Source organism: Pseudomonas sp. P4_D7 (assembly GCF_056401755.1).
Genome location: NZ_JBFUIR010000003.1, coordinates 133,898 through 150,189, shown reverse-complemented (window position 1 = coordinate 150,189; position 16,292 = coordinate 133,898). Strand labels below are relative to the sequence as shown.

General features: G+C 60.2%; 14 protein-coding genes. 7 read left to right on the top strand and 7 right to left on the bottom strand.

Going from position 1 to position 16,292, the window contains the following annotated elements; all coding sequences use genetic code 11:
• Positions 1-48 precede the first annotated feature (48 nt).
• Positions 49-999 (top strand): DUF1853 family protein, encoded by a 951-nt coding sequence (locus AC1DVF_RS03850; RefSeq protein WP_093430726.1) that lies wholly within the window; start codon positions 49-51, stop codon positions 997-999.
• A gap of 104 nt (positions 1,000-1,103) precedes the next feature.
• On the opposite strand, the gene AC1DVF_RS03845 is transcribed toward AC1DVF_RS03850, so the two are convergent.
• On the bottom strand, positions 1,104-2,387 hold the full coding sequence (locus AC1DVF_RS03845; protein ID WP_099756505.1) for an arsenic transporter: 1,284 nt from the start codon (positions 2,385-2,387) through the stop codon (positions 1,104-1,106).
• A gap of 165 nt (positions 2,388-2,552) precedes the next feature.
• Positions 2,553-3,110: an NADPH-dependent FMN reductase gene (locus tag AC1DVF_RS03840; protein ID WP_038366013.1), complete on the bottom strand. Its 558-nt coding sequence runs from the start codon at positions 3,108-3,110 to the stop codon at positions 2,553-2,555.
• Between the two features lie 185 nt (positions 3,111-3,295).
• Here AC1DVF_RS03840 and AC1DVF_RS03835 point away from each other — a divergent pair, with 185 nt between their 5' ends.
• Both AC1DVF_RS03835 and AC1DVF_RS03830 read left to right on the top strand, forming a co-directional pair.
• Complete coding sequence (locus AC1DVF_RS03835) at positions 3,296-3,526, top strand: hypothetical protein (RefSeq protein WP_093430724.1); 231 nt, start codon at positions 3,296-3,298, stop codon at positions 3,524-3,526.
• Positions 3,527-3,611: 85 nt separating this feature from the next.
• Entirely contained in the window at positions 3,612-4,505 is an 894-nt protein-coding gene (locus AC1DVF_RS03830; protein WP_477782031.1) for a LysR substrate-binding domain-containing protein, read from the top strand.
• Here the strand turns inward: AC1DVF_RS03830 and AC1DVF_RS03825 are convergent.
• From AC1DVF_RS03825 to AC1DVF_RS03805, 5 genes are all read right to left on the bottom strand, one after another.
• Positions 4,471-5,085 carry a GNAT family N-acetyltransferase gene (locus tag AC1DVF_RS03825; RefSeq protein ID WP_477782030.1) on the bottom strand — a complete coding sequence of 205 codons (615 nt, stop codon included), beginning with the start codon at positions 5,083-5,085 and terminating at the stop codon, positions 4,471-4,473. The genes AC1DVF_RS03830 and AC1DVF_RS03825 overlap by 35 nt on opposite strands.
• Positions 5,086-5,099: 14 nt before the next feature.
• The gene (locus AC1DVF_RS03820; protein WP_477782029.1) at positions 5,100-7,355 is read right to left on the bottom strand and encodes an Orn/Lys/Arg family decarboxylase; all 2,256 of its coding nucleotides are present in this window, start codon (positions 7,353-7,355) and stop codon (positions 5,100-5,102) included.
• A gap of 132 nt (positions 7,356-7,487) precedes the next feature.
• Complete coding sequence (gene dnaQ, locus AC1DVF_RS03815) at positions 7,488-8,246, bottom strand: DNA polymerase III subunit epsilon (RefSeq protein WP_093430720.1); 759 nt, start codon at positions 8,244-8,246, stop codon at positions 7,488-7,490.
• A gap of 216 nt (positions 8,247-8,462) precedes the next feature.
• Complete coding sequence (gene rnhA / locus AC1DVF_RS03810; RefSeq protein ID WP_093430719.1) at positions 8,463-8,933, bottom strand: ribonuclease HI; 471 nt, start codon at positions 8,931-8,933, stop codon at positions 8,463-8,465.
• A gap of 91 nt (positions 8,934-9,024) precedes the next feature.
• A complete protein-coding gene (locus tag AC1DVF_RS03805) occupies positions 9,025-9,783 on the bottom strand; it encodes a class I SAM-dependent methyltransferase (protein WP_093430718.1) in 759 nt (252 codons plus the stop codon).
• A 66-nt stretch (positions 9,784-9,849) separates the two neighbouring features.
• Between AC1DVF_RS03805 and gloB the strand changes: the two genes are divergently transcribed.
• The 4 genes from gloB to AC1DVF_RS03785 all read left to right on the top strand — a co-directional run bounded on the left by gloB (position 9,850) and on the right by AC1DVF_RS03785 (position 16,288).
• The gene (gene gloB / locus AC1DVF_RS03800) at positions 9,850-10,617 is read left to right on the top strand and encodes a hydroxyacylglutathione hydrolase (RefSeq protein WP_477782028.1); all 768 of its coding nucleotides are present in this window, start codon (positions 9,850-9,852) and stop codon (positions 10,615-10,617) included.
• A 99-nt stretch (positions 10,618-10,716) separates the two neighbouring features.
• Positions 10,717-12,180 (top strand): transglycosylase SLT domain-containing protein, encoded by a 1,464-nt coding sequence (locus AC1DVF_RS03795; protein ID WP_093430717.1) that lies wholly within the window; start codon positions 10,717-10,719, stop codon positions 12,178-12,180.
• Positions 12,181-12,617: 437 nt separating this feature from the next.
• On the top strand, positions 12,618-14,450 hold the full coding sequence (locus tag AC1DVF_RS03790; RefSeq protein WP_477782027.1) for an extracellular solute-binding protein: 1,833 nt from the start codon (positions 12,618-12,620) through the stop codon (positions 14,448-14,450).
• Entirely contained in the window at positions 14,447-16,288 is a 1,842-nt protein-coding gene (locus AC1DVF_RS03785) for an extracellular solute-binding protein (protein ID WP_477782026.1), read from the top strand. Before AC1DVF_RS03790 ends, AC1DVF_RS03785 begins: the two co-directional genes overlap by 4 nt.
• The last annotated feature ends 4 nt before the right edge of the window (positions 16,289-16,292 follow it).

Below are 16,292 nucleotides of genomic sequence, written 5' to 3'. Positions count from 1 at the left end.
TCCTTTCAGCCTCAAGGGTGCGCTCATGTTTCAGGCTATGCTCGCAAGATGATCCTGTTTCCCGATTTGCTTCAGTTGCCCCACCAATTACGCCACCCGGAAGTGCGGGATCTGGCGTGGGTGATCCTCGCCCCGCCGATGCTCGCCACCACGCCATGGCCGCAGCGTCATCCGCTGGCGGGCAGCGATTGGGTGCATGACCCGCAGCGGCTGGAGCACTGGTTGCGCCAGCTCGACCGCGACAGTTATGGCTTGTTGCATTGGCTGTCGCAGGCGCGCACGCGGCGTCTGGGCCTGTATTACGAACGGCTGTGGCAGTTTGCCGTGGAGCATGCGCCGGGCATTGAGCTGATCGCCGCCAACCTGCCGATCCGCCGCGAGGGCCACACCCTCGGCGAGCTGGACATGCTGTTGCGTGACCGCGACGGCGTGCATCACCTGGAACTGGCGATCAAGCTTTATCTCGGCCCGCAAAATGGCGACGGTCGTGATCCCGCGCAGTGGCTAGGCCCGGGCTGTCATGATCGGCTGGATCGCAAACTGGCGCATCTGGCCGAGCATCAATTGCCGATCTCGGCGCGCCCGGAAAGTCGCGAAGTGCTGGCGGCGCTGGATATCGAGGTGTTCAGCGCGCAGCTGTGGCTCGGTGGTTACTTGTTGTATCCGTGGCCCGGGCCGGCTGGATCACCGAGCGGTGCGCACCCGCAGCATTTGCGCGGCAGTTGGTTGCATCAGAAGGATTGGCCGGCATTCGTCGCTCAACGTCCGGCGGGACGCTGGCAACCCCTGCCCCGCCACGCCTGGCTGGCACCGGCGCATTATCCGGCGGACCAGACGTGGACCATGGAGCATTTACGCATGTGGCTGGAGGATCTTGAGCCGCTGGCCCCGGCACAGCTGATGGTGCGCCTGACCGAGAACGCGCAGGGGGAATGGGAAGAGGCTGAGCGGTTGTTTCTGGTGTCGGATCTTTGGCCGAATGTCCCGGGCCAGGCCTGAGTTTGTTGGTGTTTGATATGACGCCTTCGCGAGCAAGCTCGCTCCCACATTTGGAATGCATTCCCCTGTAGGAGTGAGCCTGCTCGCGATGGGGTCACCTCGGTCTAAAGTGAAAGCCGCAAAGCCAAAGCCGCCAACGTCACCAACAACACCGGCACCGTCAACACAATCCCGACCCGGAAGTAATAGCCCCAGCCAATATGAATCCCCTTGCGCTCCAGCACATGCAGCCACAACAACGTGGCCAGGCTGCCAATCGGCGTGATCTTCGGCCCCAGGTCACTGCCAATCACGTTGGCATAGATCATCGCTTCCTTGACCACTCCGCTGGCCTGACTGGCATCAATCGACAACAAACCAATCAACACCGTCGGCAAATTGTTCATGATCGATGACAGCAACGCGGTCAGCACACCCGTGCCCATTGCCGCGCCCCAAACGCCATGACCGGCAAAGACATCCAGCCAACCGGCCAGATACCCGGTCAGCCCGGCATTGCGCAGGCCATACACGACCAGATACATGCCCAACGAGAAAATCACGATCTGCCACGGTGCCTCTTTCATCACCTTGCGCGTGGAAATCTTGTGGCCGCGGGCGGCGATGCCCAGCAACAGCGCGGCGCACACGGCAGATATCGCACTGATCGGAATGCCCAGCGGCTCCAGCGCAAAGCAGCCGATCAGCAGAATCACCAACACCGCCCAACCGGCGTAGAACGTGGCTTTATCGTGGATCGCGGTTTCAGGATGTTCGAGTTGCTCAGGGTCGTACGCCGAGGGAATATCGCGGCGGAAAAACCACAGCAGCATGCCCAGCGTCGCCGCCACGCTGACGAAGTTGACCGGCACCATCACCGCTGCGTAGCGGTTGAAGCCGATGTGGAAGAAGTCTGCCGAAACAATGTTGACCAGGTTCGATACCACCAGCGGCAGGCTCGCCGTGTCGGCAATAAAACCCGCGCCCATGACGAACGCCAACGTCGCCGCCGGGGAAAACCGTAGCGCCAGCAACATCGAAATCACGATCGGCGTGAGGATCAGCGCTGCACCGTCATTGGCAAACAACGCCGACACCAATGCGCCAAGCAGCACCATAAAGGCAAACAGCTTGCGCCCACTGCCTCGCCCCCAACGCGCCACGTGCAACGCGGCCCAGTTGAAGAACCCGGCTTCGTCGAGCAACAGGCTGATGATTATCAGCGCGACAAAGGTGCCGGTGGCGTTCCAGATGATCTGCCACACCAGCGGAATGTCGCTGAGGTGGACGACGCCGAAGATCAGCGCCAACACCGCGCCAAGCGTCGCACTCCAGCCGACGCCAAGGCCTTTGGGTTGCCAGATGACAAGGGTAATGGTCAGCAGGAAAATCAGTGACGCAGCGAGCATCCGCAACAGCCTTAAATTAAGTAGAAGAGCTAAACACTAAAACCTGTGGGAGCGAGCTTGCTCGCGAAGACGGACTGTCAGTCACCCATGATGTGTGGCTGATGGCCTCTTCGCGAGCAAGCTCGCTCCCACAGGATGTCTGTTGTGCCAGGGATTTCGGTGAGCTTATTTTTTGTGTTGCTCTACGAATTGTCCGTAGGCATTGATAAAGCTTTGCAGAAAAGGTTTCACCGACTCGCTCAACTTGCCCGCCTCATCAAACGCCGAACCCGCGCCGCCCAGATACGCTTCCGGCTGCTGCATGCACGGCACATTGAGAAACACGAACGACTGGCGCAGATGCTGGTTCGCCCCGAAACCACCGATCGCACCCGGCGATACACTGATCACCGCCCCCGGTTTGCCACTCCAGACAGCCTTGCCATAAGGCCGCGAGCCAACATCGATGGCATTCTTCAACGGCGCCGGCACCGAACGGTTGTACTCGGGCGTGACAAACAGCACCGCGTCGGAAGAACCCACTTTTTGCCTGAAAGTGCTGTAGGCTGCCGGCGGTGAATCGCCGTCGATGTCTTCGTTATACAGTGGCAGATCGCCAATTTCGACAATCTCAAGCTTGAGGTTCGCCGGGGCCAGCTCCGCCAGTGCCAGGGCGACTTTGCGATTGATCGAAGCTTTGCGCAGGCTACCGACCACTACAGCGACGTTGTAGACATTGCTCATGGAAGAACTCTCGATGGTCCGTGGGAGGAGCCACTAGTTATAGATGATCCGGTGACGATTCCACCAGCACACAATGGGAAATTCCCGCGCGCTGATTATTTTTTTCCTGTAGGAAAACTTACAGGCCTTGATGGCGGTCTACCAAGCCGCAAATCAAGCGTTTTATCTCCAGAGGTTCTAAGCAGATGGCAGCAGTACTGGTCGGTCAGTTCCATGCAAGAGATGCGGAAGGCCGCGTTTATTCCGTGCATGAGTTCCAGGAATCCAACCCGTCGGCAGACGGTTCCACTGGCTCGGAGCCGATTTACAAACTGGCCATTGGCGATCGCGTCAACAAGGTCAACGACAATGAGTTTCTCCTGGTTCAGTCAGGCATCACCCTGACCCGAGAGCCTGAGACCACCGTCGCTTCATAACTGGCCGTTATGAGCAGAAGTCATATGCGCAGAGTTGGGGTAGGATTCAGCCACTGACCCCACCTGCTGAACATGGACTTCACGCATGCGTTTACGTCATATCGAAGTGATTCAGGCGCTCTTGCAGACCGGTCACCTGGGCACTGCCGCCGAATGGCTGGAGTTGCCGCTGGCCGAGGTCGAAGAGCGTTTGCGTGAAGCCGAGAGTCAGCTGGGGTTCATGCTGTTCGCCAGCGTGCGCGGGCGCCTGCAATCGACCCCTGAAGCGCGGGCATTGCAGGTCGAAATCGCCCACGTTTATGAAGCGCTGGAGCCGGTGCAGCGTCTGGCCAGCAGCCTCAAGCAATACCTCGCCCCACCCTTGCGCATCATCGGCACCCCGCCGCTGGCGCAACAATTACTGCCACAAAGCCTTGCCGCCCTGCGCCGACGCCTGCCCGATGCACCGTGCAGCCTGCTCAGCGCGCCAACCCGCGATATCGTCCGCAGCCTGTTGTTACGTGAAAGCGATCTCGGCTTGAGCCTGCACGATCCCGAACACCCCGACATTGATTGCCGGTCATTGGCCCAGGGCAAGCTGCAACTGCTCGCCCCCCATGGCTGGCTGCAACCGAAACAGAAATACATTTCCCTGCAGGATCTCGCTGGCCAGGCCATGGTCGGCCTCGAAGGCCAGGACCCGCTGAGCCCGGCGCTGGAAAACAAACTCCAGGCGTTGCGCCCGGCACCGAGCATCCAGACCCGCGTACAAACCCATCAGATGATGCGCAGCATGGTCGAGGCCGGCGAAGGCCTGGCCATCGTCGATCCGTTCACCGCACTGGGCGCGCGTCCGGCAGGGCTGGATGTCTGCCCGCTGTCGCCGGCCGTGCCGATCAGCCTCTATGCCCTGACGTTCAAGCACACCGCGCCGGCATCGGCGATTCAGACGTTACTGGCGATCATCACGGAACAAGCCGAGGCGATGCTGGCGAGCTGAGCGGGTTTTCCAGCGGATTATCGAACAATCGATACCAGAACAGCGCCACTTCGGCGGTGTTCGGATCAATTCCGCGATAGCGCAACTGGTCCACGCCGCCAATCACGTAGCCGCAACGCTCATACAACCGACAAGCGCCGAGGTTGTTGTTCTGGGTTTCGAGCATGATCCCCGGCAGTTTTTTCTTGCGACTCCAGAACTGCGCGACATCGAGCAACGCCTTGGCCACGCCATGGCGCCGCGCCGGCGCATGCACCGCCAGCTCATCGATATGGGCGAAGCCGTTCCAGTTGGTACTGATCACCAGATGGCCGACCGGCTGATCATCCAGATACGCCATGAAAATCGCGCTGTCCGGCGCGTTATGAAAGGCGCTGAACTCTTCCGGATCGATGCCGTAGCACTTGCGGTACGGCACGATCGGCGTCACCCGCCATTGCTCGACAGGCTCTCCGATCACGGCAGCGCCATAGGCGGCGACCTCGAAACTGAAGTCGCTGCCCCAGATATACGGCGCAAAGCCTTCATCGGCGACACGCACCGACAGCCCTGGGTATTTCGGATTCATGACCGGTTGCATACTGGGAAAAGTCCTCATTCCTTGACGCAATCGACGGTGTATTGCCGCCCATTGCCTTCATCTTCGTGCTGCAATCCATGCACATCCGCGACAAAACCGGGGAAGCTGCTATCGAACGTGCGAGCAAATTTCAGGTAATCAATGATCGAGCGTGTCGACTCGGTAAAGCGTTCGCCGGGCATGATCAGCGGAATCCCCGGCGGATACGGCACCAGCATCACCGCGGCGATGCGCCCTTCCAGCTCATCGATCGGCACCGCCTCGACTTCGCCACGCACCAGATGATCGTAGGCGTGCGCCGGTTTCATGGCAATTTCCGGGAGCACGGTGTACATGCGCTTGAGGTGTTTGGCCGTGGCATTGCTGCGGTAACAGGCGTGCAGTTGATCACACAAATCCCGCAGGCCCATGCCGCGATAACGCACGATGTCTTGCTGAGCAACACACGGCAGGCAGGTGTCGAGGCGCACATTGGCGTCGTAGCTGCGTTTGAATTCCAGCAACTCGGTGAGCAGCGTGCTCCATTTGCCTTTGGTAATGCCCATGGAGAACAGCACCAGAAATGAATACAGACCCGTCTTCTCCACCACCAGCCCCCGCTCCCAGAGGAATTTACTGACTACCGCCGCCGGGATGCCCTTCTCGCTCAGCGCGCCGCCGGCGTTCAACCCCGGCATGACCAGCGTGACTTTGATCGGATCGAGCAACACGTAATCGTCGCTGACCTCCCCAAAACCATGCCACTCGGCATCCGGTTGCAATAACCAGTCTTCGGTCTGCACGCGGTCGATGCCCTCGACACCCGGCGGCTGCCAGATCGAAAACCACCAGTCATCAGCGGCGATGTGCTGCCGCAGATTGGCCAGCGCGCGACGGAAGCTCAGCGCTTCGTCAAAGGTTTCCTGCAACAGCGAATGCCCGGCCGGGCCTTCCATCATTGCCGAGGCAACGTCGAGCGAGGCGATGATGCTGTACTGCGGTGAAGTCGAGATGTGCATCATGAACGCTTCATTGAAACGGTCACGGTCCAGTTGCCGCGCACCGCCGTCCTGCACATGAATCATCGAGGCCTGACTGAAGGCGGCGAGCAGTTTGTGCGTGGAATGCGTGGTGAATACCAGCGGGCTGTCTTCGCTGCGCGAGGTGGCCATGCCGTAGCGCCCGGCGAAGAATTCGTGAAACGCCGCATAGGCGTACCAGGCCTCGTCGAAATGCAGCACCTCGACGCTGTTGCCGAGACTTTGCTTGATCAGCTCGGCGTTGTAACAGAGACCGTCGTAAGTCGAATTGGTGACCACGGCGAGTTTGACTTTCGGCGCGCGGCCCTTGGTCAGCGGGCTGGCGTCGATCTTGGCCTGAATCGACTCGCGGCTGAATTCGCTCAGCGGGATCGGGCCGATGATCCCCAGCTCATTACGCTCAGGGCACAGATACAGCGGGATCGCCCCGGTCATGATGATCGCGTGCAACACCGACTTGTGGCAATTGCGGTCAACCAGCACTAGATCGTCGCGCGCGACCATCGAATGCCAGACAATCTTGTTGGCGGTCGAGGTGCCATTGATCACGAAAAAGGTGTGATCGGCGCCGAAATTGCGCGCGGCGCGCGCTTCGGCTTCGGCGAGCGGCCCGGTGTGATCGAGCAGCGACCCGAGCTCCGGCACCGACACCGACAAATCCGAACGCAGGGTATTTTCACCGAAGAACTGGTGAAACGCCTGCCCGACCGGACTCTTGTGATACGCCACACCGCCGCCATGGCCAGGGGTGTGCCAGGAATAATTGGAGTCGGCGGTGTGCTGCACCAACGCCTTGAAAAACGGTGGCAACAAACCATCGAGGTACTTGCGCGCCGCACGGGCCACTTGCCGGGCGAGGAACGGTACGGTGTCTTCGAACAGATAGAGAATGCCGCGCAGTTGATTGAGCTCGGCCATGGCATCGGCCGGCGCGTTTTCCAGGGTAACTTGCTCGCCGAGGGCAAAGATCGGCAGATCCGGTGCGCGTACCCGCGCCAGACCGATCAGCTCGGCCATGTTCTGCAACAGATGCGAGTGGGTGCTGGCGTCCTCGGCGGCAATCAGCATGCACGCCAGACCATGATGGGTCGACGCGACCAACCGCCCTTCGGCGTAGTCGGTGGCCGACACGATACTGAAACCTTCCTGCTCCAACTCTTGGGCGATGCCACGGACACGGTCACCGGCGACCGTGTCGGCCTTGATGTCGCGATGAACGATCAACACCGGAAACTTCAAATCTTTGTACATGAGGCTCAGTGTCCTGAGGCGGCCGAATTGAATCGGCCAATGCACTCAGGGTAGAGGGTTGCAGCGAATGTGGCGAGGGTGGCCAGTTGGCTTCATGCCGCCAAAAGCAAAGATCGTCCGATCCGTTGATCTTCAAGCCTGGGCGTCAGCTTCCGCGATCTGCGTCCACATCGCCGGGCCACCGGCGGACTTGGCAATAATTTCCAGCCGCACCAGATGCGCCGCCAGTTCCTCTTCGGTTGCACGAATGATCCGCGCTGGCTGACGATCAGCCGGCAAGCGGCGAATCTCGGTCGCCGAGTTGTCCGCGCCCTCGCCCGTGCCATTGCCGTCGGAAGCGTTGCCGGCCAGTGACAGGCTGGTCTGGCCACCGGTCATGGTCAGGTAGACGTCGGCGAGAATCTCCGAGTCGAGCAAGGCGCCGTGCAGTTCACGGCCGGAGTTGTCGACGCCATAACGTTTGCACAACGCATCGAGGCTGTTGCGCTGCCCCGGGTGACGTTCCCGAGCCATCATCAGGGTGTCGAGGATTGAGCAGTGCTGGGTGATGTCAGCGCGATCGTGCTGACCCATCAGGGCGAATTCGTTGTTGATGAAGCCAACGTCGAACGCCGCGTTGTGGATGATCAGCTGCGCGCCTTTGATGAACTCGAAGAACTCATCGGCCACTTCGGCAAAGCGCGGCTTGCCGACGAGGAATTCGTTGGTGATGCCGTGGACGCCGATGGCGCCTTCATCACTCTCGCGATCCGGCTGCAGGTAAACGTGAAAATGCCGGCCCGTCAGGCGCCGACCGATCAGTTCGACACAACCGATTTCAATGATCCGGTGACCATCGGTCACCGGCATGCCGGTGGTTTCGGTATCGAGTACAACGGATCTGGTGGCCATCAGTGTTCAGCTCTCAACGGGTCGATCTTGCAAAAAGCGCGGATGTTAACACGCTCGGCGGGGTGTTTCAGTCAGACCGTGGCGCGCGCTTCGCGAGCTAGCTCGCTCCCACATTGGAATGCATTCCAATTCAGGGAAGGGCATCAGATCTGGAATGCATTTCCCTGTGGGAGCGAGCTTGCTCGTAAATGGCCGCACCACGGTTCAGAAGCGAAATCAGCTTTGCTTGTAGCCGCGCACTTCGTCAACGCCACGGTTAGCCAACTGGTCGGCCCGCTCGTTACCGTGATGGCCAATATGCCCACGCACCCATTTCCAGGTGACCTTGTGGCGGTTGACCTGCTCATCCAGCTCCTTCCAAAGATCAGCGTTCTTTACCGGCTCTTTCGCGGCGGTTTTCCAACCGCGCTTCTTCCAGTTGGCCATCCACTCGTTGATGCCCTTCATCACGTATTGCGAGTCGGTCACCAGCAGCACTTCACAGGGGCGCTTCAAGGCTTCGAGGCCACGGATCGCGCCGAGCAGTTCCATGCGGTTGTTGGTGGTGTTGGTTTCGCCACCCCACAGTTCCTTTTCGACGCCCTTGCACACTAGCAAGGCGCCCCAGCCGCCGGGGCCGGGGTTGCCTTTGCAGGCGCCGTCAGTGAACAGCTCTACGGTGTCGACGCTTTCAACGCTTTCGCTCATGCCAATCTATCCAGAAAAATGCCTGTCCTGCCGATCACGGATCGACAATGACCGAGGCCGGGACACACCCGGCCACAAATAAAAGAAAGTTTTACGGTTCGATGCGGCGGCGGTTGACCTTGGCCATCGGCAGCGGAATCAGCTTGCCCATCGGCTCGCGCCGTTCCTGACGCAACGGTCGCAGTCCGACCACAATCTTGCGCGCGACCAGTAAATAGAAGCCGCCACCCGACAGTTGCCAGTCACCGGCCTTGCGTTCCCAGCCGGCCAGACGGGCCTGCCACTTGGGTGACGCGAGCGGCGGACGATAGCACCCGAAGCGGCGTTTCTCCAGCGCGAAGCCCAGCAGATTGAGCCAGTCGGCGACCCGCGACGGCGAGATGCAGCGCGCCTGGCGCAAGGCGTCGTGGGCGAACACATGGCGCAGGCCCCAGGTGCTCCAGGGGTTGATGCCGATGATCAGCAAATGCCCACCGGGACGCACGCTGCTCGCTGCTTCACGCAGCAAACCGTGGGGCGACAGGCAGAAATCCAGACCGTGCTGCATCACCACCACATCGGCGGCATGCTCGCTCAGCGGCCAGGCCTGCTCCTCGCAGACAATCTCGACCCCGGGCAACGGTGCACCGAGGCGCACATTGCGCTGCACTTGCGGTGCCGACGGCGGGGTTTCGGCCGATGGCCCGTAGTGCACCAGATAACCGCCAAAGAAACGGCCCAACTCGTCTTCGAGCATGCGCCGCTCTTCATCGAGCAGAAATTGCCCGAGCGGGCCGGACAGCCATTCACGGGCTGCACCGATCAGGGCCAGCCAGTCAGGATCAGCCTGTGCGAACGCTTTATCACTCATCGCATTCTCCAAAGCGCCAGGAACTACTAAGATGCGCCAATGTTTTCCGCTTGGCGAATTCCGACGATGATACAGATCAGTGCCCTGCCCGCGTTCACCGACAACTACATCTGGTTGTTACAGGATCACCGCACCCAGCGCTGCGCCGTGGTCGACCCGGGCGATGCCCCGCCGGTGCAGGCGTGGCTTGCAGCGCATCCGGGCTGGGTGTTGAGCGACATTCTGATCACCCACCACCATCATGATCATGTCGGCGGCGTCGAACGCCTGAAAACGCTGAGCGGCGCAAAAGTCTACGGCCCGGCCAGCGAAAGCATCCCGGGGCGCGACGTGGCGCTCGAGGACAACGACACCGTCAGCGTGCTCGGCTGGGACTTCGACGTCTATGCGGTGCCCGGTCACACCTTGGGACACATTGCCTATTACCACCACGGCCTGCTGTTTTGCGGCGACACCCTGTTCGCCGCCGGTTGCGGTCGCCTGTTCGAGGGCACGCCGGAGCAAATGCACCACTCGCTCAGCCGCCTCGCTGCTCTACCGGAAGATACCCTGGTCTACTGCACCCATGAATACACCCTGAGCAATCTGAAATTTGCCGCTGTCGTCGAGCCGGGCAATCCGGAGATCGCCGCCCGTCTGGAAAAAGTCACTCAGCAGCGGCAAAACGGCGTCATGACCCTGCCTTCGACCCTGGCCCTGGAAAAGCTCACGAACCCGTTCTTGCGTACCTCTGAAACATTAGTTACACAAAAAGTGGACGAACGGGCAGGCGCTCAAAACCGGGCGCCGAGTGAGGTATTTGCGGCTCTGCGGGCTTGGAAAGATAAGTTCTAAGCCCCCCACTACTTGGTACAAAAATTCTGAATGGTTGACCGCAGGGGGTGCGCTTTCTAGAATCGCCCGACATTTTTGCCCGGAACTTACTTCCAGCCAATGTCGTCATCCATACGTAAGTCCGTCAATTCAGACGCATTGACCCGCCTGGCGCAAGCCATCGCGGTGGCTGTGTCCGCCACGCTGGCGGGCTGTTCCAGCCATGCTCCGCAGACTGAAGCGACCCATACGCCGAACATTGCTGCGCGAGCCAAGCAGAAGCCGATCTGGCTGTCCGAAAAGCCCAGCCCACAGGTTCCCCAGGACATCTGGGAGCGCATGCGCCAGGGCTTTCAGCTGCAGGAAGGTCTCGGCGTCAACCCGCGCATCGAGCAACAGCGCCTGTGGTTCGCCAGCAATCCCTCTTTCCTCGAGAACGCCGGTGAACGCGGCAGTCTCTATATTCACTACATCGTCGAACGCCTCGAAGAACGCAACATGCCGCTGGAACTGGCCCTGCTGCCAGTGATTGAAAGCGCCTACAACCCGATGGCCTATTCCCGGGCCGATGCAGTCGGGTTGTGGCAATTCATTCCGTCCACCGGGCGTTACTTCAACCTGCGTCAGACGCGCTTCTATGATGGCCGTCGCGACATCACCGCCTCGACCACCGCAGCGATGGATTACCTGACCCGCCTGCACGACATGTTCAACGGCGACTGGTTGCTGGCCCTGGCGGCGTACAACGCCGGTGAAGGCACGGTCAGCCGTGCCATCGAACGTAACGAAAAGCTCGGCCTGCCCACCGACTACTGGAACCTGCCGTTGCCGGCGGAAACCCAGGCCTACGTGCCGAAGCTGTTGGCGCTTTCGCAAGTGGTGCTGGCGCCGGAAGCCTACGGCGTGAACCTCAACCCGATCGCCAACGAACCGTACTTCCAGGTCGTCGAAATCAACCAGCGCATGGACCTGTCCAAGGTCGCTGCGGTGGCCAACATCGACGAAGACGAACTGTTCCAGCTCAACCCGGCCTTCAAGCAACGCACCACCATCGACGGCCCTCAGCATTTGCTGGTGCCGACGTCGAAGGCGCAATTGCTGACGGCCAGTTTGCAGACCATGCGTCCGGAAGAGCTGATCAGCCCGCGTTCGCTGAAACCAGTCTTCGAAGGCGCCGATCCGTCGGAAGTGGCGCAGCTCAAGCGTGCCTATCGGGTGAAGCGTGGCGACAACCTCGGTTCCATCGCCAAGGCCAACAAGGTCGAAGTCAAGGATCTGCAGCGCTGGAACAAGCTGACCGGCAAGAACCTCAAGGTTGGTCAGACCCTAGTGATGCAAGACACCACCAAGCGCGCGCCGGCGCGCAAATCCGGCCGGGTCAACACGGTGATTGCGGCCAACAGCAAGAGCAAAGGCAAGGACGACAGCGCGCAGCAAACCCAGTACAAGGTCAAACGCGGCGACACGCTGTACGTCGTGGCCAAGCGCTTCAACGTTGAGATGCAGCATCTCAAGCGCTGGAATCCGGGTGCGGGCAAAGCACTGAAGCCGGGGCAGATGCTCACGGTTTATCAGCCGCACTGACAGAAGAGCCCCTGAGATTTCAGGGGCTTTTTTTGGTCCGGATTTTGTGGTGTGCTTTAGATCGATCCCCCTCACCCCAGCCCTCTCCCCCACGGGGGCGAGGGGGAAAGGGAGCCGATCTCCGTGCTGTTCAAAATCCGAGTTCGACTCGGTATCGCACGTCGATGCAATTCGCCCAGACACCACAGTCAGTCCCCTCTCCCTCCGGGAGAGGGTTAGGGTGAGGGGCTTTTCAAAACGTAAGTTCGGCTCGACAGTTCAGGTCGGCGCAGCTCGAAGAAACAACTCGGTCAGTCCCCTCTCCCCCCGGGAGAGGGTTAGGGTGAGGGGCTCTTCGCGCAAACGATTAACCCTGCATTAACTCCCGTCTTTTTCCTGTCCAGACAAGCTGTTACTGTACGGCCCACTAAGCCCAAGCCGCCTGGATCGGATCTGACTTGAAGCGTCCCCTCCTCCTGCTCCTGATCAGCCTGGCCTTGAGCTCAACCGCAAGCGCGACGATTACCGAAAGTCACGGTTATGCGCAGTTCGGCACGCTCAAGTACCCGGCCAGATTTACCCACTTCGACTGGGTCAACCCGCAAGCGCCCAAGGGCGGTACGTTGCGGGTGATGGCGTTCGGCACCTTCGATACGGTCAATCCGTACACGTTCAAAGGCACCAGCCCGGTGACCACCGCGAATTTCCTCCAGTACGGCATCAATGAGCTGAACGAGCCGCTAATGGTCGGCACCGGCCAGTATTCGCCGTCCGGTGACGAGCCGGCGTCGAGCTATGGTTTGATCGCGCAATCGGTGGAGTACAGCGAAGATCGCAGCTGGGTCGTCTTCAACCTGCGTCCCGAGGCGCGTTTCCACGACGGCACGCCGATCACCGCTTATGACGTGGCTTTCTCCTATCGAACGCTGCTCAAGGACGGCCATCCGCTGTACCGTACCGCGTTGCAGGAAGTGCTGCGGGTCGACATTCTCAACAAGCAGCGCATTCGCTTCGTGCTCAAGCGCTCGGGCAATCCGCTGCTGATCCTGCGCCTCGGCGAGTTGCCGGTGCTGCCGCAGCATTACTGGAAAGACCGCGACTTCAAGGCCACCACCTTCGAACCACCGTTGGGCAGCGGCCCGTATCGCATTACTTCGGTGACGCCGGGCCGGCAGTTGATCTTCGAGCGGGTCAAGGATTACTGGGGCAAGGACTTGGCGGTCAATCGCGGCAAGTACAACTTCGATCGCATGGAAGTCGAGTTTTACCGCGACAGCGACGTGGCCTTCGAAGCGTTCAAGGCTGGCGAGTTCGACATTTACATCGAGCATCAGGCGAAGAACTGGGCCAACGGCTACAACTTCCCCGCCGTGCGCCGTGGCGACGTGATCAAGGCGCAGATCCCGCATCAGATCCCGACCCAGACTCAGGGCCTGTTCATGAACACCCGCCGTGCGACGTTCTCGGACGTTAAGACCCGTGAAGCGCTGGGCCTGATGTTCGACTTCGAGTGGACCAACCGCGCACTGTTCAGCGACGCCTACAAACGAACCACCAGTTACTACCCCAACAGCGAGTTCACCACCTCCGGCCTGCCGGTCGGGCATGAATGGCTGATGCTCAAGCCGTACAAGGAACAACTGCCGGCCAAGCTGTTCACCGAGCCGTTCACCCTGCCAAAAACCGATGGACGCGGCATTCCCCGGGAAACCATGCGCAAGGCATTGGCATTGCTCGCCGAAGCCGGCTGGAAGCTCAACGGTCAGCGCCTGCAAAACGCTGACGGCCAACCGCTGCGGTTCGAGCTGCTGCTGGTCAATCCGAACCTGGAGCGCCTCTACCAGCCCTATATCGAGAACCTCAACAGCATCGGCATCGACGCGCGCCTGCGCACCGTGGATCGGGCGCAGTACAAACAGCGCCTCGATCAATTTGATTTCGACATGATCTCGATGACGCTCAACCAGACCCTCAGTCCGGGCCTGGAGCAGTGGCAGTACTTCCACTCCAGTCAGGTCGGGGTCAAGGGCAGCAAGAATTACGCAGGCATTGCCAACCCGGTAGTGGATCACCTGCTCGAACAATTGCTCGCCGCGCGCACCCGCGACGAGCAGGTCGCCGCCGGCAAGGCGCTCGACCGCGTGCTGCTCTGGCAGCACTACAGCATTCCCAATTGGTACCTCAATTATCACCGTCTGGCCTACCGCAACCGGTTGGCCTTCGTCACCACGCCGCCCTACACCCTGGGCCTGAGCGCGTGGTGGCTGAAGTCTTCGGAGAAAGATCAATGAAACCGATCCGCGCCCTGCTCGTCCAGGCCAGCGGTTTGCTGTTCGCCGGGCTGGCTTTTGCCGCTCCGCAACACGCCGTGACCCTGTACAACGAGCCGCCTAAATACCCGGCCGATTTCAAGCATTTCGATTATGTGAACCCCGATGCGCCCAAGGGCGGCATCTTCCGTCAGGCCGGTTTCGGCGGCTTCGACAGCCTCAACCCGTTTATCAGCAAAGGCGTACCGGCCGATGACGTCGGGCAGATCTACGACACTCTGACCAAACACAGCCTCGACGAACCCTTCACCGAATACGGCCTGATCGCCCGGCAGATCGAAAGAGCCCCGGACAACAGCTGGGTGCGTTTCTACCTGCGCCCGGAAGCGCGCTTCCACGACGGCCACCCGGTACGCGCCGAGGACGTGGTGTTCAGCTTCAACACGCTCACAAAAGAAGGCTCTCCACTGTTTCGCGGCTATTACAGCGACGTTTCCGAGGTAATCGCCGAAGATCCGCTGAAAGTGCTCTTCAAGTTCAAGCACACCAATAACCGCGAACTGCCGCTGATCCTCGGCCAGTTACCGGTGCTGCCCAAACACTGGTGGGCCGATCGCGATTTCACCAAGGGCAACCTGGAAATTCCGCTGGGCAGCGGCCCTTACAAGGTCGCCGAAGTGAAGGCCGGACGTTCAGTGCGTTACGAGCGGGTCAAGGATTACTGGGGTAAGGACCTGCTGGTCAACCGTGGTTTCTACAACTTCGACACGATGACCACCGATTACTACCGCGACAACACCGTCGCCCTCGAAGCGCTGAAGGCCGGACAATTCGATTACTGGCTGGAAATGACCGCAAAGAACTGGGCCAACGCCTACAACATCCCAGCGGTTACCGAAGGCCGTTTAATCAAGGAACAGATCGCCAACAGCAACCCGACCGGCATGCAGGGCTTCGTCTTCAACCTGCGTCGCCCGGTGTTTCAGGATGTGCGGGTGCGTCAGGCACTCGGTCTGCTGTTCGATTTCGAGTGGACCAACAAACAACTGTTCAACAGCGCCTACTTCCGCACCCGCAGCTATTTCGAGAACTCGGAAATGGCCGCCACCGGCCTGCCCGATGCCGATCAAGTGGCGATCCTCGAACCGTTCCGCAGCAAACTGCCGGCGCAGGTGTTCAGCGAAGCGTTCGAGAATCCGAAGACCGATGCCAGCGGCATGATCCGCGCGCAGCAGCGCGAGGCCTATCAACTGCTGCAAGAGGCCGGCTGGAAGATCGTCGACGACAAAATGGTCGACTCCACGGGCAAACCGGTGGTGATCGAGTTCCTGCTCGCGCAGACCGAATTCGAACGCGTACTGCTGCCATTCAAGCGCAACCTCAGCGACCTTGGCATCGATCTGGTAATCCGCCGCGTCGACGTTTCGCAGTACATCAACCGCGTGCGTTCGCGGGACTTCGACATGATGGTCGGCAGCTTCCCGCAGTCCAACTCACCGGGTAACGAACAGCGCGAATTCTGGATGAGCGCCGCTGCCGACAAACCGAGCAGCCGCAACACTATCGGCCTGAAGGATCCGATTGTCGATCAACTGGTCGAAAACCTGATCAACGCCGACTCACGCAAAAGCCTGGTGGCCCACGCCCGCGCACTGGATCGCGTGCTGCAATGGGGTTACTACGTGGTGCCGAACTGGCACATCAAGACCTGGCGCGTGGCGTACTGGAACCACATCGGTCACCCGAAAGTCTCGCCCAAATACGACATCGGGATTAATACCTGGTGGGTCAAGCCCGACGCCAAACCGGCAATAGAAGTCGAAACCAAACTGCAAGCCGACCCTGTGGGCACGGAGTAATCAG